Source organism: Burkholderia catarinensis (assembly GCF_001883705.2).
GTDB classification, from domain to species: Bacteria; Pseudomonadota; Gammaproteobacteria; order Burkholderiales; family Burkholderiaceae; genus Burkholderia; species Burkholderia catarinensis.
On the sequence record NZ_MDEQ02000003.1, the window covers coordinates 362,435 to 388,306 of the forward strand.

A 25,872-nucleotide genomic window follows, 5' to 3' on the forward strand; every position below is an offset into this window, starting at 1 on the left:
CAAAGACAGGAGTGTCCGATATGGCCGCGAATATCACGATCACCGTCAGTCCGTCGACGACCACGCCGACCGACTTCGGCAATTCCGGAGCCAATGGTGGATCGTCCGCGAATCAGCCGGCGAACTTCACGCTGGACGCCGGTTCACTGGCCGCGCTCCTGAAGCCGCCGGCCGGCGGCAACGGTGGCGTGAACGGCCTCGGCGGCGCGGGCCAGGGGCTGCACAACGTCAAGCTGAGCACGGACAAGGGCACGGTGCAGGTGCAGATGGACAGCCAGGGCAACCTGTACGACAAGAGCGGCAAAAGCATCGGCAAGCAGAATCCGGACGGCTCGTTCACGTTCGACAGCGGCAAGAGCCCCGAGGCCGAGATCCTGAATACGGGCTCGACGAACGGCAAGCACCAGCCGCAAGGCCGCGAAACGCTCGACGCGTCCGACGTCAGCGTGTCGGCGGGCGACCTGCGCGGCCCGAACGGCAACGGAAGCGGCGCGACCGGTGGAACCGGCGGCACGGACGGCGGTTCGACGATTCCGGTGAACTACCAGCAGAACGGCGGCGGCTTCAACCCGAATGGCGGCAACGGCGTGCCCGGCGGCGGCCAGAACGTCAACTTCGGCCTGGGCAATTCGCCGACCGGCGGCCAAACCATCACGATCACGCTCGGCGACGGCTCGTCGCCGAACGGCACCGTGCCGCAATCGGGCAACCTGCCGGTTGCGAACGGCGGGCTCCCGCTCGGCCTGGGCGGCTCCGGACAGGCCGGCGAAGGGCTGCACAACGTCAAGCTGAGCACGGACAAGGGCACGGTGCAGGTGCAGATGGACAGCCAGGGCAACCTGTACGACAAGAGCGGCAAGAGCATCGGCAAGCAGAATCCGGACGGCTCGCTCACGTTCGACAGCGGCAAGAGCACGGCGGCCGAGATCCTGAGTAGCGGCTCGACGAACGGCAAGCACCAGCCGCAAGGCCGCGAAACGATCGACGCGTCCGACGTCAGCGTGTCGGCCGGCGACCTGCGCGGCAGCCAGGGCGAGGCGGAGGATGCCGCGACCGGCAAGGAAGTCGAGAAACTCAGCAAGCTGGGGCTCGGGCCGGTGGATCCGCAGGGGCAGACGGTCACCGTCTGACGTGGCGGCCGGGCCGGCCGCGGCAACCCGCCGGCCCGGACATGACTCACGACGCGGCAGGCGCGGCGCGCCACGCCGCATGGCACTCGCAATTGGCATGAGACGGCTCATTCTGGATCGAAGCGAGGACGTGATGCAGTTCGTCGCGTCCTTGACGGGGGAAGCGCGTTACCCCAACTACGACGACGCGATCGGCCTCGAGAAGGACGGCCGGCTCGTCGCCGGCGTGGTGTACCAGGCCTACAACGGCCCCAGCGTGGCGATGCATTTCGCGGTGGCGGGCTCGCCGCACGTGATCACGCCGGGGTTCGTCTGCGCGGCGTTTCGCTTCCCGTTCATTCTGCTGCGCTGTAACCGGGTCAGCGGCTATGTCCGCGCCGACAACCTTGCCGCGCAGCAGCTCGACGAGAATCTCGGTTTCCGGCGCGAAGGCGTGATCCGCGAGGGAGCGTCCGACCGGACCGACTTCATCCTCTACGGCATGCTGAAACACGAATGCCGCTTCCTCGACGGCCGCTACCTGACGGCAATGAACCGCGACCTCGCACAGCCGGAGATAGCGGGCGCGTGATGCGAGCGGGACGAGCGGCATCGCGGCGCGCCGCTGCCGTCGATTTGCCGGGCGGGCATGCGCGGTTCATGAAAGAGTCAGGGTAAATCAATATAATCTTTTAACGTGATTTATAGGGTCGGCTTAAAAGACTTTAATCGAATTGTAATTCATTTGTTTACGTATTAAAGATAAACAAATCGGGGAAATTTTCCGGAGGAAATTCATTCATTGGCATTTAATGCCGGTGATCGTTGCATGCATACCCCATTCCGGGCGGCGCGATATATTCATATCCGCAGCGTATTTCGCCGGTTGGCCAGATGTTATCCATTCACGATCCGGATGACCCAGCCGGAGTTGTACGTTGCATCCATCGCATCCGCCGTCGCCGACGCAGCTTGTCGCGACAGCCGGGGCGTCCAGTTGCCGCAGTCGGAACCATGGCATCGCTCCTCGCATGACGCCGCGCGCCGGCCGGCATGGACGACGCATTTCCTGCCTGCTCTTCCAGGGAACGAGCTGATAATGAATCTTGCGGTTTTCTCCAAAGACATGAAGCGGCGCGATGCGATTTGCAGTCATCTCGCCGCGAACGGTATCGCCGTCGACCGATTCGACGACGATACGACCTTCGCCCGCGCGCTCACACGCCGCGAATTCGACGCGATCCTGATCAGCATGGAATCGGGCATCGATCCGCAGCATCCCGTCCTCGTCCATCGCGCGTGCCACGGCGTGCAGCGCGCGCCGCTGATCCTGATCTGCTCGCCGGACGACAGCATGGACGCCGTCGAACTGCTGGACTATGAAACGGACGAGATCGTGCTCGCGCCGATCAGCCTGCCGGAGCTGTTGCTGCGCCTGCGGCTGACCAGCCACCGTCTCCAGTGCACGCGCAGCAGCGTGGACCGCGAGCGCCTGACGTGCGGCCCGTACCGGCTGGATCGCCACGCGTCGACGGTCAGCGTGGCCGGCGACGTGATCCGGCTCACATCGCGCGAGTTCGCGATCGCGTGGATGCTGTTCTCTCAGTTCGACAAGTACGTTGCCCGCGGCGAGATCGCGCGGGCGGTGTGGGGCAGCCCGGAAGACGTCGTCAACCGTTCGCTCGAACAGCACATCTACAAGCTGCGCAAGAAGCTCAGCCTGAACGGCGAGCATGGCGTCTACCTGCGCACGATGTATGCCGTCGGCTACCGCATCTTCATCCAGGCGCCCGAGCGCCGCGTCGCATCGGTACGGCAACGCACGGCGATGCCGGTGCCGGCGTATGTGGACGACCTCGACGCACCGGTCGCGCGTCACGCGGCCGGCGGGCGCTGACGCATGACGCGGCCACACGCGACGGTCGATCGAGCCGGGGCGGGCTGCTTGCCACGGTTCCGCGCGATGGTTGTGTGTGCAACCCTTGTGTGTGCAACCCTATTCACCCCGGTTCGCTCCCATGTCATCGCACATTCCATCGCACCGCGCGGGAACTGAGGCCGTTCGGACCGACGACGCCCGCGGGCCCGACGGCACGCCGCCCGGTGTCGCGCGGGATGCGGCGCAGCTCGACGGCGACGTCGTGCTGAGCCTGCTCGCGCTGATTGGCGGAGGCGGCGCGGAACTGAAGGACGCGGCCGGTGGAGAGCCGGCGCAGGGCCAGCCCGCAGGCACGGCGCAGGGGCCGGCGCGTGACGGTGCGCCGTTGCCGCGCATGGCGCCCGGTACGCCCGGCATGCGCGGTGGCGCGACTGGGCCGGCGGTGCCGGGCGCGGGCACGGGTACGGCCACGCCGACGGGCATCCTGCCCGCGCTCGCCGGGAACGCGCAGGCCGGCGACGCCGCCACATCGGGCATCTTGCCGAACGAGGCCGGCGACACGGAGCAGGTGCAGCAGCCGGATTTGGCCGGCCCCGAAGACGCGATGGCGTTCCCGTCGGCGCCGGAGGCCGGCATGCTTCGTCCCGGCATCGGCACCGCATGGACATCGGCGGTCGATGCGCAGGCGATGTTGCCAACCGAAGGCCTGCGCGACATCGCGCCACGCGTCGACGTTGAAACGGCTGGAGCGATGCGTGCGCCAGCTGCAACGACGACGGCCTTTGCCGGAACGGCAGGGCCGGCCGACACACCGCCGCGTGCAGCAGCCGACGCGTCCCCCGCGCAGGCCGGACCGATCGCCGTTGCCACCGGGCACGCGCCGGGCGAAGCCGCATCCCCGGCGCCCGCGCCGCCCACGGTCGCCGCTCCGCGGATGCCGACGGAGCGGCGCGCCGAAGCGGCACCGCCGGCCCGCGCCGCGCGCGACGTGATGGCCGACGCAGCCGGCACGGCGGGCCGCTACGCGAGTGCAACGGTGCGCCGCGCCGGCACGCTCGCGGCTGCCACCGGGCGCTCGCTGGCCGCACGCGGCGCAGCGCTTCCCGGCGTGCGCGCGCTGGAAGCCGGCCTCGTCGAACGCGGATGGATGGGCGGCCATGCACGGTCGTCCGCGTCGTCCGACGACGGTGGCATCGGTATCGGCACGGGTGCCGGTGCGGATGCGGGCGATCCGTCGTCCGTCGCGTCGGGCAATGAAGCCGCGGGCGTGGTGAACGTCGTGCGGTTCGTGGTGCAGGCGCGCGAATGGCTGGGCGAGCGGCGAGCGCGCGCGCCGGCGGGCGGCTGCCCGCATCGTCGCAGCCTGCGTTGCCGCTGGTACTGCCGCGCGGGATGCACGCGGCGCGGCGCATGAGCGTGCACCGGTTTCTTCCTTTTCAATTTTCAACTTTCGGGATTTCCAGCTTCGACATGAGAATCGACACGATGCGGGGCGCGGCGATCGCGCTGCTGGGCGGCATGCTGCTGGCGGGTTGCAGCGCGACCTCGCCATCCGCGGCGAACGGCGCGCCGGTGTTCCCCGATCCGGGCACGGCGTGGGTGGCCGGCGGCAGGCTCGTCAGTGCGCGCGACCTGCGGCAAGTCGTGCCCGGGATCACCGAGAACCAGGTGTATCTGCTGATTCATGAACCGCATTTCAGCGAAGGCACGTACGGCGTGCGCGCGTGGAACTACCTGTTCAAATTGCGGACCGGTCGTGCCGACGCATTCGTGACGTGCCAGTACCAGGTGCAGTTCGATGCGCACCGGCTGGTCCAGGCGACCTACTGGAAAGACCCGGCGTGCGCGCAATACGTCACGCCGGGCGCGACCGCGGCAGCGATTCCGGCGGACGCACCGTAGCGCGGCGCGGGCGCGCGGCATGCGGCCCGGCGCGCGTCACAGCCGCGCGCGGCCGCCGGACGAATCGCGCAGCAGGTCGCTCAGCCAGGTGCCGGCGTCGGGCGCCGGCGCGCACGGATAAGTACGCCGGGTCAACACGTAAAGCAGGCAGTCGGCCGCGGGCAGGTCGCGATTCGGCTGCGGTTCGTGGCGTTTCAGCACCGCTTCGCACCGAAAACCCAGGCGCTCGATGCTGTTGCCGGCCGGGCCGCCGGCCACGCAATGCGCATAGATCCGCTGCACGCCGCGCTGCGCGAGCAGCCAGCCGAGCAGCTCCTGCAGCGCCATCAGGCAGGCCCGCCGCCGCCGCGTGCCGCCGCGTTTCGCGATCATCACCGACAGGCGCACGCACGGCAGATCGGGCGTGAGCTCGATCACGCCCGCGAGCTGCCCGGTCGCGCGGCATTCGCACGCATAGCGGATCAGGGTCCGGCTACGCCAGCCGCGGCGGGCTTCGGCGATATACGCGTGGGTTTGTGCGAGATCGCCATGACGCCCGATCGGCAGGTACTTCATCGTTTCGGGATCGCTCAGCATCTGCTCGAACAGCGCGGGCGCATCGCCGGGCGCCAGCGGACGGAGTATCAGCCATTCGGTTTCGAGTTGGGTCAACGGGGGGAGTCGCATGATGATCGCTCGTCATCGATCGGTCGTATCAGTGTTGCGCAATGGCGTGCGACGCGGCGCGAACGCGCGAACCGGCACGTACGTCACGGAATGTCTTCGCGCACGCGGCGTCGGGTTCGCGATACCGCGCGGATGACGCGGCGCGCCATGACATGCTGGCGGGTGCGCCGCGCCGCGTGACCGGCGGCACCGGTTGCGGCGGCGGCCGCCGTTCCCCCGATGGAGAAATCGCATGCGCTTCGCACTCGCAGGATTCGATCTGTTTCATGGTGTGCTCGAGACGTTCGCGAGCGCCGGATGGACCCCCGTCTCGCTGTTCAGCTTCGTCACCGACGGCCGCGTGAATTCGAATGCGGAGATCGTGTCGTATGCGACGCGGCACGGCCTGCCGCTGCAACTGTCGCGGATCGACGAGGCCGCGCTGCGCACGCTGCGCGATCTCGACTGCGACGTGCTGGTCGTCGCCGGATACGGCTGGCGGATTCCGGACTGGACGCCGTACGTCCGGCACGCGATCAACTTCCATCCGTCGCCGCTGCCGGAAGCACGCGGCCCGTATCCGCTGATGCGCGCGATCCTCGACGGCCACCGCGAATGGGGCGTGACCTGTCACCGGATCGCACCGGAATTCGACGCCGGCGAAATCCTTGCGCAGGAGCGCTTCGCGCTCGCCGCCGACGAATGTCACGAAAGCCTGCAGCTCAAGGTGCAGATGGCCGGCTGCCGGCTCGCGCGGCAGGTCGCGTACCGCTTCGACGCGCTGTGGGCCGCGCGCGTGCCGCAGGCGGGCGGCAGCCATTGGCCGAAGCCGGCGGAGGCCGACCGCACGCTCGATTTCACGCGGCCCGTGGATGAAGTCATGACGCAGGTCCGGGCCAACGGGCTGCATGAATGCATCGCGCACGTGGGCGGCAGCGTGCTCTATGTGCGGCGCGCCGTCGGGTGGCACGAACGGCATGCATGCGAACCGGGCGCGATCGCGCACGTCAGCCGCCGCTGGTATGTGATCGCGGTGCCGGACGGCTTTGTCGCGCTGCTCGAATGGAGCGCGGTGAGCATGGCCCGGCGCGCGGACATCGGGCCGTGATCCGCTGCGCGCGGCGCGCAGGTGCGGCGCGGATAGTCCGGTCACGGGGTCACGCCCGCAGCCAGAAGAATTCGCCGGACGCAATACCTTCGAACATCTCGTCGCTCGACTCGATGATGTTCTGCCGCCAGTAGCGGCCGTGGTCGGCGTAGTGAACCAGCAGGTCCGCGAGGTCCGCGCCGCTGAAATCAGGATCGAAGGGCAGCCGCAGGATCAGGACGATCGAGCCCGTGTCGGCGTCGATGCCGAGCTGCGCCTGGTCCTGCGCATAGATCAGCAGGTTGGCTTCCAGCATCAGCCGGAAAATGTGCAGCGTGCGGCCCGCCGTGACCGTGCCGAAGTGGAAGTTCGCGTAGATCGCGTCCTGGTCGCGCTCGACGTGCTCGAGGCGCACCTCGAACCCTTCGACTTCGACCGAGCCGGTTTCCTGCACGTAGTCGACGTCGTGGAGGCCGACGACCGCGCAGAACTGGGCAACGAGTTCGAGATAGCGGTGATCGTTCATGAGCGTGGAGACGCGACGAAAGCGGGAAAGGGGAGGCCGGCGCGGCGCAGCCCGCCGGATGACCGGGTCGGGCTGGCCTGTCGCGCCGGCGATGGCGCCGCGGTGCGGCGTGCGAATCGCGTTACTGGTTCTTCGCGATGTCCTTGAGCGCACCCGTTGCCGAGTTGGTGGCGTTGGCGGTTGCCGTCGCCGCATTCAGCTGGGCGTTGTTCGAGGCCTGGGTAATGGCGGCCGCCGAGCTCGCTTTCGTGATCGCGGTCTGTGCTGCCGTTGATTCGGCGATGCTGCTGACTGCTTCGCCTGCACCTGCTAATGCACCTGCCATGTTGATTCTCCTTGTGAAGTGACGACGGTTACTGCGGATAAACCGTTCTCGAGCGGCAGCGGCCGCAACGAAACAGAACGGAAGCGGATCTCGCTACGCCTGCCGGATCTGCTGGATCACGCGCGAGGCCGCCAGCAGCCCGCGGTAGAGCGTCGCGCGATTCCGGTTGTCGATGTCGGCGCCGGGCGTGGCGTTGTTCACGTTCTCCGCGATCTCGACGAGCGCGCGCTGGATCCCGTCGATCGTCGGCGCGGCGTTCGGGTCCCTGGCGATCGCGGAAAGGTTGTCGAACTGCTTGGCGTAGGGCGTAATCGGCTCGTACATGTCGCTTGTCCTGTCGAGGTCGGTGAAAAATCAGGAGTCCGGCGCAGCCGGGCGGGGCGTCGCGCGCACCTGCTCCGCGCTGCGCGTGATCGTGCTGCTGTCGACGGACGGCGCCGCCGCGCCGGAAGCGGCCGGCACGCCGGACGTCGGCACGGGATCGGCCGGCGCATCCGTCACGTAGATATGCTTGATGCCGTCGGGCGTCTGCGTGTACTGCACCGTGTCCGACGACACGATCTCCGAATACTGTCCGGTCACGGGCGCGGCGTGGCCGGGGTTCTCGACCGCCTGGACGACGAGCCGCCGGATGTTCGAATCGAGGTCGGCACGCACGCGCGTGACGGCCTTGTCGAGCGCATCCTTGCTGTCGACCGTGCCGGTAATCGCGAATTCGCCGTTGCCCAGGTACTTCACGCGCACGCCCGCGATGCCGAGCGAATCCTCGATGCTGTGCACCGCGTTCTGCGCGACGTCGTAGCTGCGGACGACGTCCTTCGACGCGATCTTCGCGAGCGTCGAGCGGACGAGCTGATCGTCGGCGAGGTTGGCGACCATGCCCGTCACGACGCTCGTGTTCCCGACCGTGCGCACCTGCAGCTCGGTCATGTGCGCGGCCGCGAGCGCGTCCTGGATGCGGGTGGTCCGGTAGTCCGCGCCGTGCCGCAGCGCGGCCTCGCTGTCGGGCGCGGTGGTCAGCAGCACGGCCGTGCCCGCGACGATGCCGATCGCGATGCACGCGACGAGCGCGCCGTAGTAGCGGCGCCGCTTTCGCCGTTCGGCGTCGACCCGCGCATCGGCCGGCCGGGTCAGCAGCGTCGACAACAGGTCGAGATCCGACGGCCACGGCACGTCGTCGGGGCCCACGCACAGGATCGTCTCGCCGAACCGCATCGGCACGAAGTCGACCAGGATCACCGTTTCCGGTTCGGGCGCGGCGTCGGCCTGCGCGGGCTCACCGTCCGGCGCGTCGATACGCGTCATCGCGCGAACGACGCCGGACGGATCGACGTCGAGCGTCACATCGGTGCCGGTCCAGTCGGTCAGGCGGATATCCGCATCGGCGCCGCCATGAACCCGATGCTGACCCGGCGCGAGCTGCAGCATCGCGCCCGCGTGAAATCCCGTCAGTATCCGTAGCTGTTTCATGAGCAAAGCGTTCAATCGATATCAGGTCCGTATGCCGAATCCGCGGCGCCGTGCACGACGGGCGCGGATCGTCCGTCTCGCTGTGAATGTAGAGGCTAAAAGCGCGCTGCCGGCCCCGGATGCGAAGACTTCGCGTTTCGAACGAAGCATCGCGTGGCGCCGCCGCGCTAAGGCGTGCGCCGCAGCGCACGCAACGTATCGAGTGCGTCGGCGCACTGGCGCGCGGTTCGCGGGCGATCGAACTGGCGCAGCAGCAGGCCGGCCAGCACGTTGAAGTCGCGCGCCGCTTGCGGCAGCGGCGCGGCGCCGGCCGCCGCGCCCCGTTGCGGCGACGGCTGCGCGCGCAACATCTCGAGATCGGCCGCGGGCAACGCGACGCCGGACTGCTGCACGCGCAGCCAGCGTGCCGACCACGCATGCACGTGCGCGGCGACGCCGCCCGGCTGCGCGGCGAACTCGCGCCGCGGCGCGAGCAGGTCGCGAGCGCACGCATCGCGCAGCGCGTGCGGCGCGAGGCCGGGCGCAGGGACGGGCGGCGGTTCCGCCGGGTGCGGCGCCGCGACCGGCCGCGCAGCCGGCCGGCGGCCGGTCCTGAACGTGGCGACGCGCTCCGTGTCGTTCGCGTCGTCCTGCTCGTCGCCCTGGCCGCCGCGCCCGCCGCCGTGTCCGCCGCGGCGTTCGTGCTCGTCGCCGGATACCTCGAGCTCCGGCGGTTCGGCACCGGCGTCGGCACCGTCCGCGCCGTCGAGCGACCCGGCGCCGCGCTTGCCGCGCGCGGCGCGGCGCCGGCGCGCGAGCCGCGCGGCCATTTTCTTCGCGCGCTGCGCCTGCACCGCGTTCTGCTGGGCCTGCATGCTGCCGTGCGCGAAACGGGTGCCGCGATACAGCGTCGCGAATTGCCCGGCCGGCTTGGCGCGTGGTTTCGACGACGGTTTGTGCGCGGCCGCCGCTTGCTGGGCGAGCGCGGTGGAATGGGGTCCGATACGTGTCATGCCGGCCTCGCGTCAGTTGGGAAACGCCGTTCGCATCATCTCGTTCGCGAAATGCAGGATCGCCGCGCACGACAGCGGCGCGGCGATCACCAGCACGATCGTCACGGCGATCAGCTTGACCGCGAACGGCAGCGCCTGGTCCTGCAGCGACGTGATCGCCTGGACGAACGACACGGCGAGCCCGACCGCGGCGGCCGCGATCACGAACGGCAGCGAAACCGTCAGGCACAGCAGCATGCCCTGCGTGGCGGCGTGAACCAGCGAATCGACGTCCATGGCGGCTCCGGTCACTTGTAGGTCAGCACGAGCCCGTGGATCAGCGTCGACCATCCATCCATCACGACGAACAGCAGCAGCTTGAACGGGATCGCGACGTTCGTCGGCGAGACCTGGTTGAGCCCCATCGACAGCAGCACGTTGGCGATGATCAGGTCGATCACGATGAAGGTCACGTACAGCAGGAAGCCGATCTTGAACGCGTCGGTGAGCTCGGTCAGCGTGAAGGCCGGCGCGAGCACGATCAGGTCGGTTTCCTGCAGCGCCTGCGCTTCCTCCTTCGGCCACACGATCGACGCCGAGCGCATGAAGAAGCGCTTTTCGCGCTCCTGCGTGTGCTTGATGAGGAACTGCCGGAACGGCTCGCGCGCCGCGTCCGCGGCCTGGATCACGGCCTGTGACGATTGCGGCGAGATCGTCTGGCCGCTCAGCGTCTTGGCGGCCATCATGCCGATCGGCGCCATCACGTACACCGAAACGAGGATCGCGATGCCGTTGAGCACCATGTTGGGCGGCACCTGCTGCACGCCGAGCGCGTTGCGCAGCAGGCCGAGCACGACGACCACTTTCGCGTACGACGTCACGACCATCGCGACAAACGGCAACAGGCCGATCGCGACGACGATCAGCAGCAGGCCGGACAGGTCACTGTACTGGACCATGCTCGTGCGCCATGCGGAGAATGCGGATGCCGACGTGCTCGCCGATCCCGACCAGCTCGCCGTAGCCGATCACCTGGCCGTGCGCGACGAGCTTGAGCGTCAGGTCGGCGATCGCGGTCGGCAGCTCGATCACGTAGCCGGGCGCGAGCGACGACACCTCGTCGATCGTCAGCGCAACGGTATCGGCGACGAACTGCACCGGCAGCTCGAGTTCGCCCACTTCGACGGCGCGTTCGGCGGCCGGCGCATCGGGCGCGGCTTCCGGTGTGTCCAGGACGGTGGTTTCCGTCATCACGGGTTCCTTCAACAAAGTAATCGTTCGGGGTTGCACGGCCACCGCAGCCCGGCAATGCGCGAGACCCGCGCTGCCCCAGGTGGCGAAGGCAACGGGATGCGGCGCGGTGTCCGCACGCGCGTGCGCGCCATGCAGCCACGCCGCGTCGAGCGACGGATCGAACGCGCGCAGCAGGATGTCGCCGCTGCGCAGGCTCTGCAGCGTGTCGACCGATAGCGCCTTCACGCCGAGCACGAGGCTGCCGGGCACGCGCAGCGACGTGTCGAGCCATGCGGCGCGCACGGTGCGCGCCAGGCACGCATCCAGCCACTCGATGCAACGGCCCGGCAGTTGCACGAGCGCGTCGTGCCGTTGTTCGCCCAGCGTCAGCGACAGCGCGACGGTCACGCTGTGCGCACGCGGCGCCGGCCACGCGCCGCGCCTGACCGCGACGACCTGTGCGCCGGTGAGGCCGAGCGTATCGAGACAGCCCAGCAGCGGCCCGCACAACACGTTCGCGACGGCGTTGCGCAGCGTCAGCTCGGGGCTCGTGCGCCGGTCGGCCGCCTGGGCCTCGGACCACGCGCAGACCGACAGCGCGGGGTAGCGTTCGAGATCGAGCAGCAGGTGCGCGCTCACCGGGCCGGCCGGCGTGTCGATCCGCAGCTCGGCGACGGCCGGATCGGCGTAGTCCGGCGCACCGGTCGCGAAGCCGCAACGAACGTCGCGCGCGCCGAGCGTGTCGCGCAGGAACACCGGCAGGCGCGCGTCGAACAGCCGGCGCGAAGCGTGCGCGCTCGCCGCATCGAGCGGCGGCGGGACGAACGGCGTGCACGGTGCGCCGCCAGGAGTGATCGAATGCCGAATCAGTTTCATCCGTTGCCGGAAAATGCCGCCGTTGGCCCGCGCATGCCACCCGCTGGGCGCCGCGCTCGAGGCGATTCACGCGGGGCCGGCTACCACACCGTGATACGGACGGTCCGCGGCTGCCCCCATGCCCGCAGCATCGTGTCGAGTTCATGTTCGAGCGCGACGCTGTGGGCCAAGAGTAACTGCCGTGCTTCGCGATCCTGCGTATCGAACCGAAGCTGCAGGTCGAAATGCGAAAGCGACACGTGCAGCTCGGTGGATGCCAGGATCCGGTCGCTCAGCACGACATGCGCTTCCCACTGTCCGCCCGACGCGACGGCCGGATCGCCGCAGAACGCCGCGATCTCGCGCGACAGCACGCCGAGCAGGCCCAGGTGATCGCGCTGCTCCTGCAGCGTGACCGACGCGATCGGCGCGGCGGCGCTCGCGATGCGCGCGGCGATGGCGCGGCATTCGGCCAGCTCGGCCGGCGTCGGCGCCGGGTCGGACGCGGGCGTGTCGTGCGCGTTCGAGATCAGCGGGAAATCGTCGGCACGCGCGGACGACGGATCGGGTTGGTCGGACGGGCCGTCCTGCTGGCGCGACGCGGGCGGCGCATCGGACACCGGGCGCACCACGGTGCGGCGCGCGGCCAGCAGCGCCGCATAGTCGAACCGGCGCGCGCCGCGCGCGGACCGCGGGCTCGCGTCGTCGGGGGGCGGCAGCGCTCGCGCGTCGCGGCTGTCGATGCGGGACACGGCGCGGCGTCAGACGGTGATGCGGCCGATCGGGCGCAGATCGACGTGCTCGCCCAGTTCCTGGTACGAGTAGACGGGCAGCCAGCCGAGCTTGGCCTCGATCATCCGGCGCACGTAGCGACGGATGTCCATCGACGTGACGAGCGCGACGCCGTCGGTCGGCTGCGGCCCGACGACCGCCTGGATCTTGTCGATCAGCAGGCCGATCTCGTCCGGCGCGAGCGCGAGGAAATTTCCCGTCGGGGTCTGCTTGATCGCCTGCCGGATATGCTGTTCGATCGGCAGGTCGAGCAGCACCGCGGGCAGCGTGCGCTGGCCGCGCGTCGCGCGATGCGCGAGGAAGCGCGACAGGTCGCCCCGCACGTATTCGGTCAGCATCAGCATGTCCTTTTCCTTCGGCCCCCACGCGATCAGGCTTTCCATGATGGCCCGCACGTTGCGGATCGAGATCTGCTCCTCGAGCAGGCGCCGCAGCACGTCGGCGATCCGCTGCGGCGGCAGCACCTTCTGGACTTCCGCGACGAGTCCCGGGTGATCCTCGCCGAGCTGCTCCAGGATCCATTGCACTTCCTGGATGCCGAGAAACTGGGTCGCATGGTGGCGCATCAGCGCGACCGACGCGTGCGCGACGACCTGCTCGGGGCCCCACGCCGGGATGCGCGCCGGCGCCTCGCGCGCGTCGACCCAGTGGGTCGGCCGGCCGCCGGGATCGATCGGCGGGCGCGGTTCGCCCTTCGCGAGCAGCGCGTCGCGCTGCTGCACGTCCTCGGCCGACAGCGGGGCGCCCGTCGCGACGCGCTCCGGCTCCGGCAGCATCACCATGCCGGCCGGCAGCTCGACCAGCAGATGCGGCACGTCGTGAATCAGGATCTCCGCGTGCATCGCGGGCAGGCCCGCATGCGTCCACATCGTGATGCCGGGAAACGGCAGCCCGAGTTCCTCCTGCAGCCGCGCGCGCTCCGCGCCGAACGACTTGTCGAGCGTGGGCAGCACGAGCCGCTGCATCAGGTCGGGCGCGACCCGCACCCCGATCGGGCAGGCGAACTGCGGCGCGCGCGTCATGATCGCGGGCGTATCGGCCTTCGCGCCCGAGCGCTGCATCGCCTGCAATCCGTCCTGGGCCGGCGCCTGCTGCGGCTGCTTGCCGTCCAGCTTGTACGCGATGAACGCGAGCAGCCCGGAAAGCAGCAGGAACAGCACGACCGGAAAGCCCGGCACCAGCGCGAAGCCGAGTAGCAGCAGCGCCGCGAAATACAGCGCGCGCGAGCTCGAACCGAGCTGGCGGCCGATTTCCTCGCCGAGCGAGCGCGGCTTGTGGCTGCGCTCGTCCGCGACCCGCGTGATCATCACGCCGGCCGCGACCGACAGCAGCAGCGACGGGATCTGCGACACCATCGCGTCGCCGACCGACAGCACCGAGAAGCGGTTCGCCGCCTCGCCCGCGCTCATCCCGTGATAGGCGACGCCGACGGCGATGCCCGCGACGATGTTGATGGTCGTGATCAGGAGGCCGGCGATCGCATCGCCTTTCACGAACTTCATCGCGCCGTCCATCCCGCCGTGCAACTGGCTCTCGATCGCCAGCGTCGCGCGGCGGTGGCGCGCTTCTTCCGGGCTCAGCAGGTTCGCGCGCAGGTCGGCGTCGATGCTCATCTGCTTGCCCGGCATCGCATCGAGCGTGAAGCGCGCGCCGACCTCGGCCACGCGTTCCGAGCCTTTCGCGATCACGATGAACTGCACGGTCGTGATGATGATGAACACGACCAGCCCGACGACGAGGTTGCCGCCCACCACCAGCTTGCCGAAGCTGTCGATGATGTGGCCGGCCTCGGCATGCAGCAGGATCGATTTGGTCGACGCGATGTTCAGCGACAGCCGGTAGAGCGTCGTGAACAGCAGCAGCGACGGGAACGCGGACAGCGACACGATGTCCGGCACGTACATCGTGACCATCAGCAGCGTGACGCTGATCGTGATGTTGAGCGCGAGCAGGATGTCGATCAGCTCGGGCGGCAGCGGCAGGATCATCAGCGAGATGATCGCGGTCACCAGCAACGCGATGCCGATTTCGCCGCCTGCCGGAAACTTGATGGCCTTGAACATCGGAACGCTCAGTGAAGGGGGGGGGTGGAGGGCGCGCCGATCGCATCGACCCAGCGCAGGATCGCGGCAACCGTCTCGAACAGTTCTTCCGGCACCGGCTGGTTCAGCGTGACCTTGTACAGCGCCCGCGCGACGGGCGGGTTGCCGATGATCGGCACGCCGGCGTCGCGCGCCGAGCGCCGCAGCGACGCCGCGTCCGCGTCCATGCCCTTCGCGATCACGACGGGCAGCGGGTGCTCGTCGGGCGCATAGCGCACGGCGACCGCGAAGTGGGTCGGATTGACGACCAGCACGTTGGCCAGGCCGATGCGCGGCTTCGGCGGCGTGCTCGCCAGCTCGCGCGCGAGGCGGCGGCGCTCGCCCTTGAGTTCGGGGCTGCCTTCCTGCTCCTTGTGCTCGCGCTTCACCTCGTCCTTGCTCATCTTCATCTTCTTGATGAACAGGAAGCCCTGCAGCTTGATGTCGACGGCGCCGACCAGCAGGAAGATGCCGACGGAGATCGCGCCGAGCTTCGCGAGCATGTCCCAGAACATCAGCGACAGCCCGCCGAGCGGCTGGTAGATCGAGCCGACCACGAGCGGGAACAGCCACTTGATCGACTGCCACATCACCCAGCCGAGGATGATCGCCTTGACCGCCATCTTCGCGCAGTCGATCAGGCTCTTCGCGGAAAAGATCCGCTTGATGCCGCTCGCGGGATTCACCGTCTGCATGTTGGGCGTGACCGGCTTGGTCGCGATACGGAAGCCGGCCTGGGCGACGGAGCCGGCCATCGACGCCAGCGCGGCGGCGAACACGCACGGCACGATCAGCTTCAGCGCGGTGCCGCCGAGCCGGAACAGGTCGGCGTGCATGCGTTCCAGCGTGCGGTCCTGCGCGACGAACGACAGCGGGATCGACACGAGCTCGTGCAGCCCGTCACGAAAGAGCGGCACCGTCGCGACCAGTGCGATCAGCGCGCCGGCCATCGACAGCGCGTCGGAGAAGTCGGTGCTGCGCGACACCTCGCCGTCCTTGCGCGCGTCCTCGAGTTTCTTGTCGGTGGGCTGTTCGGTCTTTTCGTCGCTCATGGCTAGGCCCGCGGCACATCTCGGCCGGATCGGATCAAAAGGGCAAAAGGGGCGCGCATTCGTGCCGCTGCGACGACCTTAGCGCCCGTCGCACGCGGCCGGCGCATGCGATGCGAAGCGGCGCGGCGCGCACCGAAGCGAGCGGCCGGCCGATGCGGCGCGCGCCGCGCGCTTCGCCTCGCGCGCGCTGGCTTCGCATGCGCGCCGGGCGGCCGGGGCGGAATTGCTATGTTGGCAGACGTCGGCATGCATCCGACTGCGCGCCGCCCGCCACGCGACTGGCCGGCCCGTTTCCACCTCATCGCAGGAGTGCGTTGCCATGACCGTAGACACGCCGGAGTACCTGAACTGCAGCCCGGAATTCATTGGCGGGCTGATCGAAACCGTCTCCGTGGCGCTGCTGGACAATTTCCCGAACACGCCCGTCGACCTGTTCGACATCGAACAGGTGATCGACGCGCTGCGGCTGCTGCGCCCGCGCGTGGTCGAGATCGACGCGCTGGACGGCCTCCTGCGCATGGCGAAAGGGCAGTGGCAGGAAGCGAACCAGGTGCTGCTGCGCGTGATCGAGATGCGCCCGCAGTTCGGCTATGCGAAGGCGCTGCTCGCGTTCTCGCTGTCGTCGATGGGCGATCCGTCGTGGCGGCAGATCGCGACCGAGGCGCTCGCGGACGATCCGGACAACAAGGACACGCGTGCGCTGGTGCGGGCGCTCGAAGTGAAGGACGAGGTGGATCGCGCGATCCGCGAGCATCGTCCCGGCCAGCCGTTCGTCGCACCGGCGTCGCTGGAGGAGGCCGGACCGAGCGCCGACGAGCCGGACAGCACCGTCCGGCATGACCCCGCCCAGGCGGCCGAGATTTTCCACGGCGGCGCATTCCTGCGCGCGTGACTCCGGAGGAACCGACATGGCCATCGATCCCGTCAGCCAGCTCGCGCCGGCCGCCCTCGACGCAACGGCGGCGACGCCCGCTGCCACGTCCCCCGCGACGCCCGGGCTTGGCGACAAGTTCAAGGCGCTGATGGAGCGCGCGCCGATGGCGCCGCCCGAGCACGCGAACAGTCATCTGTCGTCGGCGGTGTCGAAAGCCGTCGAGGCGCAGGACGTGCAGTTCCGGAAAACGATCGAGGATGTCGGCAAGCTGTCGGCCGACATGCCGGGCCTGTCGATGACGGAGATGACCGGGCGCACCATCCAGATGATGTACGAGATGACCAGCATGCAGATGAACATGCAGGTGAAGATGAGCCTCGCGGAATCGTCGAAGTCGTCGGTCCAGACCCTGATGAAGAACCAATGAGTCGCGCGGTCCGCCGGCATGCGCAGCGGCACGTCGCGAACGGCAGCGCCCGAAGGGCGGGTGGCAATCTTATGAAGTCGAATCGTCGCGTGGCGCGCCTGGCGGTCGTCGCGCTGTGCATCGCGTTGCTCGGCGGATGCAAGAAGGAACTGTACGGCAGCCTCACCGAGCAGGACGCGAACGAGATGCTGGTCGCGCTGCTGGAGCAGGGCGTGTCCGCGAGCAAGGACAGCCCGGACGGCGGCAAGAACTGGACGCTCGACGTCGACGACGCGCAGGTGGTGCGCGCGATGGAGGTGCTGCGCTCGCGCGGGCTGCCGCACAGCAAGTTCAACGACCTGGGCGAGCTGTTCAAGAAGGACGGCCTCGTGTCGACGCCGACCGAGGAACGCGTGCGGTTCGTGTACGGCATCTCGCAGGAGCTGTCGTCGACCCTGTCGAAGATCGATGGCGTGCTGGTCGCGCGCGTGCAGATCGTGCTGCCGAACAACGATCCGCTCGCCCAGGAAATCAAGCCGTCATCCGCCGCCGTGTTCATCAAGTACCGGCCGGACGCGGACATCAACACGCTGATCCCGCAGATCAAGACGCTCGTGATGCACAGCGTCGAAGGGCTGACCTACGACCACGTGAGCGTCACGACCGTCGCGGCCGATCCGGTCGAGCTGTCGAAAACCACGCCGCCTGCGTCGAACCCGTGGTGGATGGCCGCGCTCGGTGCCGCCGTCGTGGCCGTGCTCGCGGGCGCCGGCTTCGCCGCGTACCGGTTCGGCGCGAGGTTCGGCGCGAACAGCGGCGCGCCGTCGCTGCAGGGCTGGCTCGACGCGTTCGCCGGGCGTTTCCGGCCGGCCCGCAAGGAGCCGTAGGCGATGGCGGGATTCGCAGCGCCCGCCGGGCTCGACGCCGGCGTGCCGGCCGTGCGCGTCGCGACGGCGCTCGACCGCTATCGCGACAACGTCGATCGCGTCGCCGACTGGGTGCACCCGTCCTGGATCGCCGCCTCGCTCGGCGTGCCCGAGGCGCGGCTGCAGGACTGGCGGGCGCTGCTCGCGGGTGCCCCCGCCGGCGCCGCCGTGCGGTGCTCGCGGGCGCTGGTGCGCACGCTCGGCGTGAGCCCGCCGGGGTTCGCCGAATTGTCGCAGGGCGGCTTCGCGCGCGTCGGCCCGGCCGCCGCGCCGCAGCCGAACGCGTGCCTGCTGGACGTCGCGCCCGCGCCGCTGACGCTGCGGATCTGGCGGATGCGCGCGCTGCTGCTGCGCCGCGGCGAGGTGCGGCGGCTGATCGACCGTCACGCGCAACGGCGGCTCGCCGACTGGACGGGGCTTGACGTGGACGTGCTGATGAGCGGCCCGAACACCGACAGCGCGAACGACGCAGCGCGCCTTGCCGCCGTGGCAATGCCGCCGCTCGCGTCGCTGGATGCGGATGCGCTCGCGATCGAAGGAATGCTGCTGGTGCTGCGCGACCTGAAAGGCGCAGCCGGGCTGCCGTTTCCGCTGTCGCGGCTCGCGTTGCCGCGTGCGATCGACGCGCCCGCGTGGCTCAATGCGTTGCCGACGCAGCACGACGAAGCGGGCACGGCCCGGCTGTTTCGTCGTCTGCCGGAATTGCTTCGGGAGTGGGCATGGTTATTTGGCTGAACAGCAGCCGGCTGACGGCCGGCGCCAACGACGCGGGCGAGGACGGCCCGCCGGTGCGGTTCGGCGTGCACGGCGACGTGGTCCGGCGCGAGACGTTCGGCCATTTGCTGTCGATCGCCGACGCCTACGCCCGACTCGACGCGGACCGCGCGCAGGTGCTCGAGCAGGCGCAGGCCGAGGCCGCCGCGATCGTCGCGGCGGGCGAGGAACAGGCCGAGCTGCTGCTCGACGCCGCGCGCGACACCTACGAGACGGCCGCGACGCGCGGCTACCAGGAAGGCTCGAACCGCGCGCTGACGGAATGGATGGAGCGGCTCGCCGACGCGACCGATGCGCAGAGCCGCCTGCAGGTCCGCATGCGCGAACGGCTGGCGGACATCATCGCGTCGGCGGTCGAGAGCATCGTGCACAGCATGGATCGCGAAGCGCTGTTCGAGCGCGCGCTGTCGACCGTCGACCGGATCATCGACAACTCCACCTACCTGCGCGTCGCGGTGAATCCGCAGGATTACGAAGCCGCGCGCGCCGCATTCGACCAGCTCGCGGCGAAATGGCGCGACCTCGGCCGGCCGATTCCGGTGTCGATCGTGGCCGACCGGCAGCTCGAACCGGGCGCGTGCGTCTGCGAGACCGATTTCGGCTCGGTCGACGCGAGCCTGAATACGCAGCTGCGGGCGATGCGCAGCGCCGTCGCCCGCGCGCTGAAGCGCTCGATCTACCTGGACCAGGCCGACGCGAACGGCGGGCCGGACGACGCGCAGGCGCCGGCCGGCAGCGACGACGAAGCGGAAAACGGCGATGCCGCGACGGCCGAGGTATCGCGATGAAGGACGGCTGGTTCGACCGGACGCTCGGCTTCGAGCGCCTGACCGACGAGATCGAGCGCGAGATCCTCGCGCGGCCGGGCGTGCTGCGCACCGGCAAGGTGATCGAGGTGATCGGCACGCTCGTCAAGGTCGGCGGCCTCGACGTGTCGCTGGGCGAGCTGTGCGAGCTGCGCACGCCGGCCGGCGCGCTGCTGCAGCACGCGGAGGTGATCGGCTTCACGCGCGACTGCGCGCTGCTGTCGCCGTTCTCGCGGCTGACGGACATCTCGCGCTCCACCCAGGTGGTCGGACTGGGCCGCTCGCTCGCCGTCAAGGTCGGCGACATGCTGCTCGGACGCGTGATCGACAGTCTCGGCAATCCCGTCGACGGCGGCCCCGAGATCGAATCCGACACGCTGCAGCCGGTGTTCGCGTCGCCGCCCGAGCCGATGAGCCGGCGGATGATCGACACGCCGATGGCGACCGGCGTGCGCGTCGTGGACGGGATGATGACGCTCGCGGAAGGGCAGCGGATGGGCATCTTCGCGCCCGCGGGCGTCGGCAAGAGCACGCTGCTCGGCATGTTCGCGCGCGGCACCGACTGCGACATCAACGTGATCGCGCTGATCGGCGAACGCGGCCGCGAAGTGCGCGAGTTCGTCGAGCTGATCCTCGGGCCGGACGGCATGGCGCGGTCGGTCGTCGTCTGCGCGACGTCCGACCGTTCGTCGATGGAGCGTGCGAAGGCGGCCTACGTGGCGACGGCGATCGCCGAATACTTCCGCGATCGCGGGCTGCGCGTGCTGCTGATGATGGATTCGCTCACGCGCTTCGCGCGCGCCGGGCGGGAAATCGGTCTGGCCGCCGGCGAGCCGCCGGCCCGGCGCGGGTTCCCGCCGTCCATCTTCGCGGAGCTGCCGCGCCTGCTGGAGCGCGCCGGGATGGGCGCCACCGGCTCGATCACGGCGCTCTACACGGTGCTCGCCGAGGACGAGAGCGGCAGCGATCCGATCGCGGAGGAAGTGCGCGGGATTCTCGACGGGCACATGATCCTGTCGCGCGACATCGCCGCGCGCAACCAGTACCCGGCCATCGACGTGCTGGGCAGCCTGTCGCGCGTGATGTCGCAGGTGATGCCCGCACCGTATGTCGACGCGGCCGCGCGAGTGCGCGCCTTGATGGCGAAGTACCGCGAGATCGAGATGCTGCTGCAGATCGGCGAATACAAGCCGGGCGCGAACGCGCTCGCCGACGAGGCCATTGCCCGGCACGACGCGATCAAGGCGTTCCTGTCGCAACGCACGGACGAAATCGTCGCGCTGGCCGACACCGAGGCGCGGCTGCATGCGCTGACTGCCGCCTGATGGCCGATGATGCGAACCGTCACCGGATCGCCGCGCTCACGCACGCCAATGCGCGGCGCACCCGCGAGATCGACGCATCGCGCGGCGAGCTCGCCGCCCGGCACGACGAACGCGCCGGGCTGCTCGCGCGCCGCGCGGCGAAAGTCGAGCAGATCGATGGCGAAACGCGGGTGATCGCCGGCTACGAGGCGCGCGTCGCGAACATGACGGGCGGCAGCGAGGGTTTTTCGATCGACGCGTTCAACCAGTGCGTGCGGTACATCGGCGTCGTGACCGACCGCAGGCGCGCGATGGTCGCGGAGTTGGCGCAGCTCGACGGCATGATCGACGGCGTCGAAGGCGAGATCGCGCTGATCCAGCACGACATCGCGCGGAACACGCAGCGGATCGACCAGTGCAGCGAACGGATCGCGGCCATCCGGCGGGCGATCGACCTGGCCCGCGAGGACGCGCAGGACGAAGAAAACGAGGAAATCGCGACGTCCCGGTTCATCCGGGCGCGCGCCCAGGGATGACACAGGATGATCCAGACGCTCGAGCCGCTCGTTGACCTCCACGGCCTCTTCATCGGCTACCTGACGGTGACTTCCGTCTGTGCGCTCCGGCTGTTCGTGCTGATGTTCGTGTTTCCGCCGACCGCGGACGGCGTGATCCAGGGCACGGTGCGCAACGCGATCGCGATCGTGTTCAGCGCGTACGTCGCGATGGGCCAGCCGATCTCGTTCATCGAATCGCTGCACGGCCTGTTCCTCGTCGAAGTGATGCTGCGCGAGACGGCGATCGGGCTGGTACTCGGCTATGCGGCGTCGACGGTGTTCTGGGTCGCGGAGAGCGTGGGCGTCTACATCGACGACCTGACCGGACACAACAACATCCAGATCACCAATCCGGCCAGCCAGGAGCAGAGCACGCCGGTCGGCACGCTGCTGCAGCAGGTCGCGATCATGGCGTTCTGGTCGCTCGGCGGGATGACGTTCCTGCTCGGCACGCTGTACGAATCGTATGGCTGGTGGCCGGTATCGAAGGGCGCGCCGATCGTCGGCTACATCGTCGAATCGTTCGTGCTGCGGCAGACCGACACGCTGATGCAATCGATCGCGAAGCTCGCCGCGCCGCTGCTGTTCATCCTGGTGCTGGTCGACATCGCGTTCGGCTTCGTATCGAAATCGGCGTCGAAGCTGGATATTTCCAGCCTGAGCCAGCCGGTGAAGGCCGCGGTCGCGATCGCGATGCTCGCGATCTTCATCGGGCTGTTCGTCGACCAGGTGCACGGGCAACTGGCCCTGAATTCCCTCGAAGCGCAGTGGAATGGAATTTTCTCAAATCATGGTAAGGCAGATAACCATTAGCTTACTATTTCATTTAATACTCAATGTTTCTCAAGGAAGCCCGAAAAATTAGATTAATTGAGTTTCTTCATATTTAATTTGTTTACGCTGTTCTCCAAGGCGGCCTGACAAGCCGGCACGCACTGGAGTCAGATATGTTCTCGACACTTTATTTCCCGCTTGCCGCGTATCTGGGAACCCCGGATTTCGGCGCAGGGCGGGAACGTTTTGGAGCCATGCTGTTCAACGGCGACGTCGGCGTCGCGCGCCAGCTGGCGAGCCGCTGGGCAGACGAGGCCGATGCGCCGCGCAATCCGCCGCACGCGCTGCAACTGCACGCCGACATGCAGTTGCTGACCGGCGGCGACGTCGAAGCGGAGGAGGCCTATCGGGCCGCGCAGCGCCTGAGCAACGCATCGCGCCAGGCGATGCGCGCGGAGTCCTGCCGCAACACCGCATGGCAGGCGTTCTTCCGTTATCGCCTCAACACCGCGCTGGCCTGCTTCGGCCGCGCTGCGGACGAGGACGACATCCCGATCGATCGTGTAATCGAAGTCCGCGTCGGCATCGTCTGCGTGCTGTACGAGCTGGGGCGCGTGACCGAAGCGCTGGGCGAACTGGACGAACTGCGCGAGCTGGCCCGCGGGGCGCCCGAACCGACGATGCCTGCGTGGCACGAATTGCTCGCGGCGCTGAAACTCGACATCGCGATGCAGTGCGCGCTGCGTTCGGCCGCCTCGCTGCAGGATCACGTGTACTGGCAGTCCGGCGCGATGCACGGCCGTTCCGCGCGGGCGTCGCTGCACGATTACCACGAGTACCTCGACAGCGCTCAAAGCAGGATCGATCTCGCGAGCGTGCATATTCCCGTGCTGCGCGCGCGCGTCGATTACCTGTGCCAGTTGCGCGACGCGACGGGCGCCGACCGGAACGCGGTCGACGGGCTGCTCAAGCATGTGAACTGGGCGCGCGACCACAACCTGCGCGACTACGAGCGGACCTTGCGGCTCGAGATCGCGCTCGCGATGCTCGCGTGCGACGCCGCTCAGGCCGCCGACATGATCCTCGAGCCGCTGTACGGCGCCGCGCAGTCCGGCGTGGCCGGACACCGGCAGATCGAGTACCTGTACTGCGTGGCCAAGACCCGCCAGGCGCAGGGGCGGCTGAAGGACGCGCAGCAGTTCTACAGCCGTTACGCGCTGACCTCGATGGAATGCCTGCGCGAAGCGCTGTCGGCGCGCGTGCCGTTCCTCGAACGCAAGATCCGCGAGACGTCGCAGCTCGACGACATCGGCGCGCGGTTGCCGGCCCGCTATCGGCGCGCCTACAGCTTCCTGCTCGAGAACCTCGAGCACGCCGACCTGTCCGTGCGCGACATCGCCGCGGAAGTCGGCGTGACCGAGCGGGCGCTGCAAAGCGCGTTCAAGAAATTCCTGAACATGTCGCCGACCGAGCTGATCCGCCGACAGCGAATGGAGCGCATCCGCTCCGAGCTCGTGGACGGTTCGGCGTCCGACGGCGGGGTGCTTGCCACCGCGAGCCGCTGGGGCGTGCAGAACCGCTCGACGCTGATCAACGGCTACCGAAAGCAGTTCGACGAAGCGCCATCGCACACGCTCGAACGATAACGAACCGATTTTTCCTTCCGTAACGGGTGTGCGACAGCGATGAGATCGAAGGCGATATTTTGCGCGGCGTGGGCCGTGTGGGTGATCGGCATGGGCGCGTCGGCGGCGGCGCATGCGGACGCGGTGCGCTGGCGCAGCAGCGTCGCGCACGTGACGGCCGAAGGCAAGGAGCTGAAGGACGTGCTGCGCGACCTGCTCGCGAGCCAGGGCGTGACCGCGTCGATCGCCGACAACGTCCAGGGCACCGTGACCGGCCGCTTCGACATGCCGCCGCAACGGATCCTCGACACGCTCGCCGCGACGTTCGGCTTCGTCTGGTTCTACGACGGCAGCGTCATGTCGATCAGCAACGCGAACGACGTCACGCGTCAGATCATCCGGCTCGACAACGCGTCGATCAGCGATCTCAACTCCACGCTGCGCGGCATGCGGCTCGACGACAAGCGCTATCCGCTGACCTACGACAGCAGCGCGCGCACCGTGATCATCAGCGGGCCGCCGCAGTACGTGCAGATGGTGGCCGGCGTCGCGAAGCATCTCGACGAGAACATGCAGCGCTCGAACGGCACCGTGGTGCGCGCGTTCAAGCTGAGCAGCGCGTGGGCGGCCGACCACAAGGTGCAGCTCGACGGCAAGAACGTCGTCGTGCCGGGCGTCGCGACGGTCGTGTCGAATCTCTATCATTCGCAGCAGGCCGGTGCGGGCGGCAACAATGCGGCGCCGGCGATTGGCGGCCTGCAGCGGCTGTCGCCGATGACCGACGCGAGCGGCGGCACCACGGGCGGCTCGCCGGTGCCTCCGCTGCCGCCCGGCATGGCGGGCGGCGACGCGTCGCGCAGCCTGGTGAGCGGCCTGCTCGGCGGCGGCCAGTCGGGCGGCGCCAGGAATGGCGCGGTGATGGATGCGACGCAGGGCGGGGCGAGCGGTGCGATGGCGGCCGACCCGGGGCCGGGCGACCGGAGCCTGCCGGTCGTGGAAGCCGATCCGACCACCAATTCGGTGCTGATCCGCGACACGCCGCAGCGCATCGGACTCTATGCGCCGCTGATCGAGAAGCTCGACGCGCGTCCCAACCTGATCGAGATCGAGGCGCACATCATCGAGATCGACGACGACCTGCTGCGGCAGATCGGCGTGGACTGGCGCGCACACAACAGTCACATCGACCTGCAGACCGGCTCGGGCACGCTGCAGCAGAACGGCTACAACGGCAACCTCAACCCGAACTTCGGCGTGACGACGCTGGCCGACGGCACCACGTCCGTCGCAGCCACGCCCGTCGGCGGCGCGATCACGGCGGTGCTCGGCAACGCCGGGCGCTATCTGCTCGCGCGGATCACCGCGCTGGAAACGACGTCGGAAGCCAGGATCGACTCGAGCCCGAAGGTCGCGACGCTCGACAACGTCGAGGCCGTGATGGACAACAAGACGCGCTTCTTCGTGCGGGTGCAGGGCTATACCTCGGGCGACCTGTATTCGGTGTCGACCGGCACGTCGCTGCGCGTACTGCCGATGGTCGTGCAGGACAACGGCGCGACGCGGATCAAGCTCGACGTGCACATCGAGGACGGGCAACTCACCGGCGACACGGTCGATACGCTGCCGGTGATCACGAGCAGCGAGATCAACACGCAGGCGTTCGTCGGCGAAGGGGAGAGCCTGCTGATCGCCGGCTACAGCACCGACAAGGATTCCAACGGCGTCGCGCGCGTGCCGTGGCTGTCGAAGATTCCGGTGGTCGGCGCGCTGTTCAGGAATACGGATCGGTCGCACAAGCACATGGAACGCGTGTTCCTGCTGACGCCGCGGATCATTCACTTCTGATCCGACGGGGCACGCGCCGGGCGCCGGCGCGGGGTCGAACGACGCGCGCCGCGC

28 protein-coding genes are annotated in these 25,872 nt (G+C 68.9%); 16 read left to right on the top strand and 12 right to left on the bottom strand.

Going from position 1 to position 25,872, the window contains the following annotated elements; translation table 11 throughout:
- Positions 1-20 precede the first annotated feature (20 nt).
- From BFF94_RS06900 to BFF94_RS06920, 5 genes are all read left to right on the top strand, one after another.
- Entirely contained in the window at positions 21-1,130 is a 1,110-nt protein-coding gene (locus BFF94_RS06900) for a hypothetical protein (protein WP_128843648.1), read from the top strand.
- A 97-nt stretch (positions 1,131-1,227) separates the two neighbouring features.
- Positions 1,228-1,701: a GNAT family N-acetyltransferase gene (locus BFF94_RS06905; RefSeq protein ID WP_128843649.1), complete on the top strand. Its 474-nt coding sequence runs from the start codon at positions 1,228-1,230 to the stop codon at positions 1,699-1,701.
- Positions 1,702-1,938: 237 nt separating this feature from the next.
- A complete protein-coding gene (locus BFF94_RS06910; protein ID WP_128843650.1) occupies positions 1,939-3,006 on the top strand; it encodes a response regulator transcription factor in 1,068 nt (355 codons plus the stop codon).
- A 121-nt stretch (positions 3,007-3,127) separates the two neighbouring features.
- Positions 3,128-4,402: a hypothetical protein gene (locus BFF94_RS06915; protein WP_219139140.1), complete on the top strand. Its 1,275-nt coding sequence runs from the start codon at positions 3,128-3,130 to the stop codon at positions 4,400-4,402.
- 56 nt (positions 4,403-4,458) lie between these two features.
- A complete protein-coding gene (locus tag BFF94_RS06920) occupies positions 4,459-4,890 on the top strand; it encodes an outer membrane protein assembly factor BamE (RefSeq protein WP_158062145.1) in 432 nt (143 codons plus the stop codon).
- 36 nt (positions 4,891-4,926) lie between these two features.
- Here the strand turns inward: BFF94_RS06920 and BFF94_RS06925 are convergent, their stop codons facing one another.
- Positions 4,927-5,556, bottom strand: a complete 630-nt coding sequence (locus BFF94_RS06925; protein ID WP_219139141.1) for a GNAT family N-acetyltransferase — start codon at positions 5,554-5,556, stop codon at positions 4,927-4,929.
- Positions 5,557-5,788: 232 nt separating this feature from the next.
- Here BFF94_RS06925 and BFF94_RS06930 point away from each other — a divergent pair, with 232 nt between their 5' ends.
- Positions 5,789-6,643 carry a methionyl-tRNA formyltransferase gene (locus BFF94_RS06930; protein WP_128847341.1) on the top strand — a complete coding sequence of 285 codons (855 nt, stop codon included), beginning with the start codon at positions 5,789-5,791 and terminating at the stop codon, positions 6,641-6,643.
- Positions 6,644-6,692: 49 nt separating this feature from the next.
- On the opposite strand, the gene BFF94_RS06935 is transcribed toward BFF94_RS06930, so the two are convergent.
- The 11 genes from BFF94_RS06935 to sctU form a co-directional block, all read right to left on the bottom strand.
- Positions 6,693-7,148 (bottom strand): CesT family type III secretion system chaperone, encoded by a 456-nt coding sequence (locus tag BFF94_RS06935; protein ID WP_128847339.1) that lies wholly within the window; start codon positions 7,146-7,148, stop codon positions 6,693-6,695.
- 121 nt (positions 7,149-7,269) lie between these two features.
- Positions 7,270-7,473, bottom strand: coding sequence for a hypothetical protein (locus BFF94_RS06940; RefSeq protein WP_128847337.1), 204 nt, complete (start codon positions 7,471-7,473; stop codon positions 7,270-7,272).
- A gap of 93 nt (positions 7,474-7,566) precedes the next feature.
- Entirely contained in the window at positions 7,567-7,797 is a 231-nt protein-coding gene (locus tag BFF94_RS06945) for a type III secretion protein (protein ID WP_128847334.1), read from the bottom strand.
- 30 nt (positions 7,798-7,827) lie between these two features.
- Positions 7,828-8,943, bottom strand: a complete 1,116-nt coding sequence (locus tag BFF94_RS06950; protein WP_128847332.1) for a secretion protein — start codon at positions 8,941-8,943, stop codon at positions 7,828-7,830.
- A 167-nt stretch (positions 8,944-9,110) separates the two neighbouring features.
- The gene (locus BFF94_RS06955; protein ID WP_219139142.1) at positions 9,111-9,935 is read right to left on the bottom strand and encodes a hypothetical protein; all 825 of its coding nucleotides are present in this window, start codon (positions 9,933-9,935) and stop codon (positions 9,111-9,113) included.
- A 12-nt stretch (positions 9,936-9,947) separates the two neighbouring features.
- Entirely contained in the window at positions 9,948-10,211 is a 264-nt protein-coding gene (sctS, locus tag BFF94_RS06960; RefSeq protein ID WP_046547810.1) for a type III secretion system export apparatus subunit SctS, read from the bottom strand.
- A gap of 11 nt (positions 10,212-10,222) precedes the next feature.
- A complete protein-coding gene (gene sctR / locus BFF94_RS06965) occupies positions 10,223-10,873 on the bottom strand; it encodes a type III secretion system export apparatus subunit SctR (RefSeq protein ID WP_128848316.1) in 651 nt (216 codons plus the stop codon).
- Positions 10,857-12,023 carry a type III secretion system cytoplasmic ring protein SctQ gene (sctQ, locus tag BFF94_RS06970; protein WP_219139143.1) on the bottom strand — a complete coding sequence of 389 codons (1,167 nt, stop codon included), beginning with the start codon at positions 12,021-12,023 and terminating at the stop codon, positions 10,857-10,859. Before sctQ ends, sctR begins: the two co-directional genes overlap by 17 nt.
- Before the next feature lie 80 nt (positions 12,024-12,103).
- Positions 12,104-12,754, bottom strand: coding sequence for a type III secretion system protein SctP (gene sctP, locus BFF94_RS06975; RefSeq protein WP_219139144.1), 651 nt, complete (start codon positions 12,752-12,754; stop codon positions 12,104-12,106).
- A gap of 9 nt (positions 12,755-12,763) precedes the next feature.
- Positions 12,764-14,857 (bottom strand): type III secretion system export apparatus subunit SctV, encoded by a 2,094-nt coding sequence (sctV, locus tag BFF94_RS06980; RefSeq protein WP_167376790.1) that lies wholly within the window; start codon positions 14,855-14,857, stop codon positions 12,764-12,766.
- A gap of 8 nt (positions 14,858-14,865) precedes the next feature.
- Entirely contained in the window at positions 14,866-15,927 is a 1,062-nt protein-coding gene (gene sctU / locus BFF94_RS06985) for a type III secretion system export apparatus subunit SctU (protein ID WP_219139145.1), read from the bottom strand.
- 319 nt (positions 15,928-16,246) lie between these two features.
- Here sctU and BFF94_RS06990 point away from each other — a divergent pair, with 319 nt between their 5' ends.
- The 10 genes from BFF94_RS06990 to sctC all read left to right on the top strand — a co-directional run bounded on the left by BFF94_RS06990 (position 16,247) and on the right by sctC (position 25,818).
- Entirely contained in the window at positions 16,247-16,819 is a 573-nt protein-coding gene (locus BFF94_RS06990) for an HrpB1 family type III secretion system apparatus protein (protein WP_128849035.1), read from the top strand.
- Between the two features lie 16 nt (positions 16,820-16,835).
- Entirely contained in the window at positions 16,836-17,228 is a 393-nt protein-coding gene (locus tag BFF94_RS06995; RefSeq protein WP_158062109.1) for a type III secretion protein HrpB2, read from the top strand.
- A 71-nt stretch (positions 17,229-17,299) separates the two neighbouring features.
- Positions 17,300-18,094, top strand: coding sequence for a type III secretion system inner membrane ring lipoprotein SctJ (gene sctJ / locus BFF94_RS07000; RefSeq protein WP_128849030.1), 795 nt, complete (start codon positions 17,300-17,302; stop codon positions 18,092-18,094).
- A 3-nt stretch (positions 18,095-18,097) separates the two neighbouring features.
- Positions 18,098-18,868, top strand: a complete 771-nt coding sequence (locus BFF94_RS07005) for a type III secretion protein HrpB4 (RefSeq protein ID WP_219139146.1) — start codon at positions 18,098-18,100, stop codon at positions 18,866-18,868.
- Positions 18,853-19,695: a type III secretion system stator protein SctL gene (gene sctL / locus BFF94_RS07010; protein ID WP_219139147.1), complete on the top strand. Its 843-nt coding sequence runs from the start codon at positions 18,853-18,855 to the stop codon at positions 19,693-19,695. The genes BFF94_RS07005 and sctL overlap by 16 nt, the downstream gene beginning before the upstream one ends.
- The gene (sctN, locus tag BFF94_RS07015; RefSeq protein ID WP_219139148.1) at positions 19,692-21,038 is read left to right on the top strand and encodes a type III secretion system ATPase SctN; all 1,347 of its coding nucleotides are present in this window, start codon (positions 19,692-19,694) and stop codon (positions 21,036-21,038) included. The genes sctL and sctN overlap by 4 nt, the downstream gene beginning before the upstream one ends.
- Positions 21,038-21,553 carry a type III secretion protein SctO gene (locus BFF94_RS07020; RefSeq protein ID WP_128845661.1) on the top strand — a complete coding sequence of 172 codons (516 nt, stop codon included), beginning with the start codon at positions 21,038-21,040 and terminating at the stop codon, positions 21,551-21,553. Before sctN ends, BFF94_RS07020 begins: the two co-directional genes overlap by 1 nt.
- 6 nt (positions 21,554-21,559) lie before the next feature.
- Positions 21,560-22,387: a type III secretion system export apparatus subunit SctT gene (gene sctT, locus BFF94_RS07025; RefSeq protein ID WP_128845658.1), complete on the top strand. Its 828-nt coding sequence runs from the start codon at positions 21,560-21,562 to the stop codon at positions 22,385-22,387.
- Positions 22,388-22,521: 134 nt separating this feature from the next.
- A complete protein-coding gene (locus BFF94_RS07030) occupies positions 22,522-23,994 on the top strand; it encodes a helix-turn-helix transcriptional regulator (protein WP_128845655.1) in 1,473 nt (490 codons plus the stop codon).
- 39 nt (positions 23,995-24,033) lie between these two features.
- The gene (gene sctC, locus BFF94_RS07035) at positions 24,034-25,818 is read left to right on the top strand and encodes a type III secretion system outer membrane ring subunit SctC (protein WP_219139149.1); all 1,785 of its coding nucleotides are present in this window, start codon (positions 24,034-24,036) and stop codon (positions 25,816-25,818) included.
- Positions 25,819-25,872: the final 54 nt, after the last annotated feature.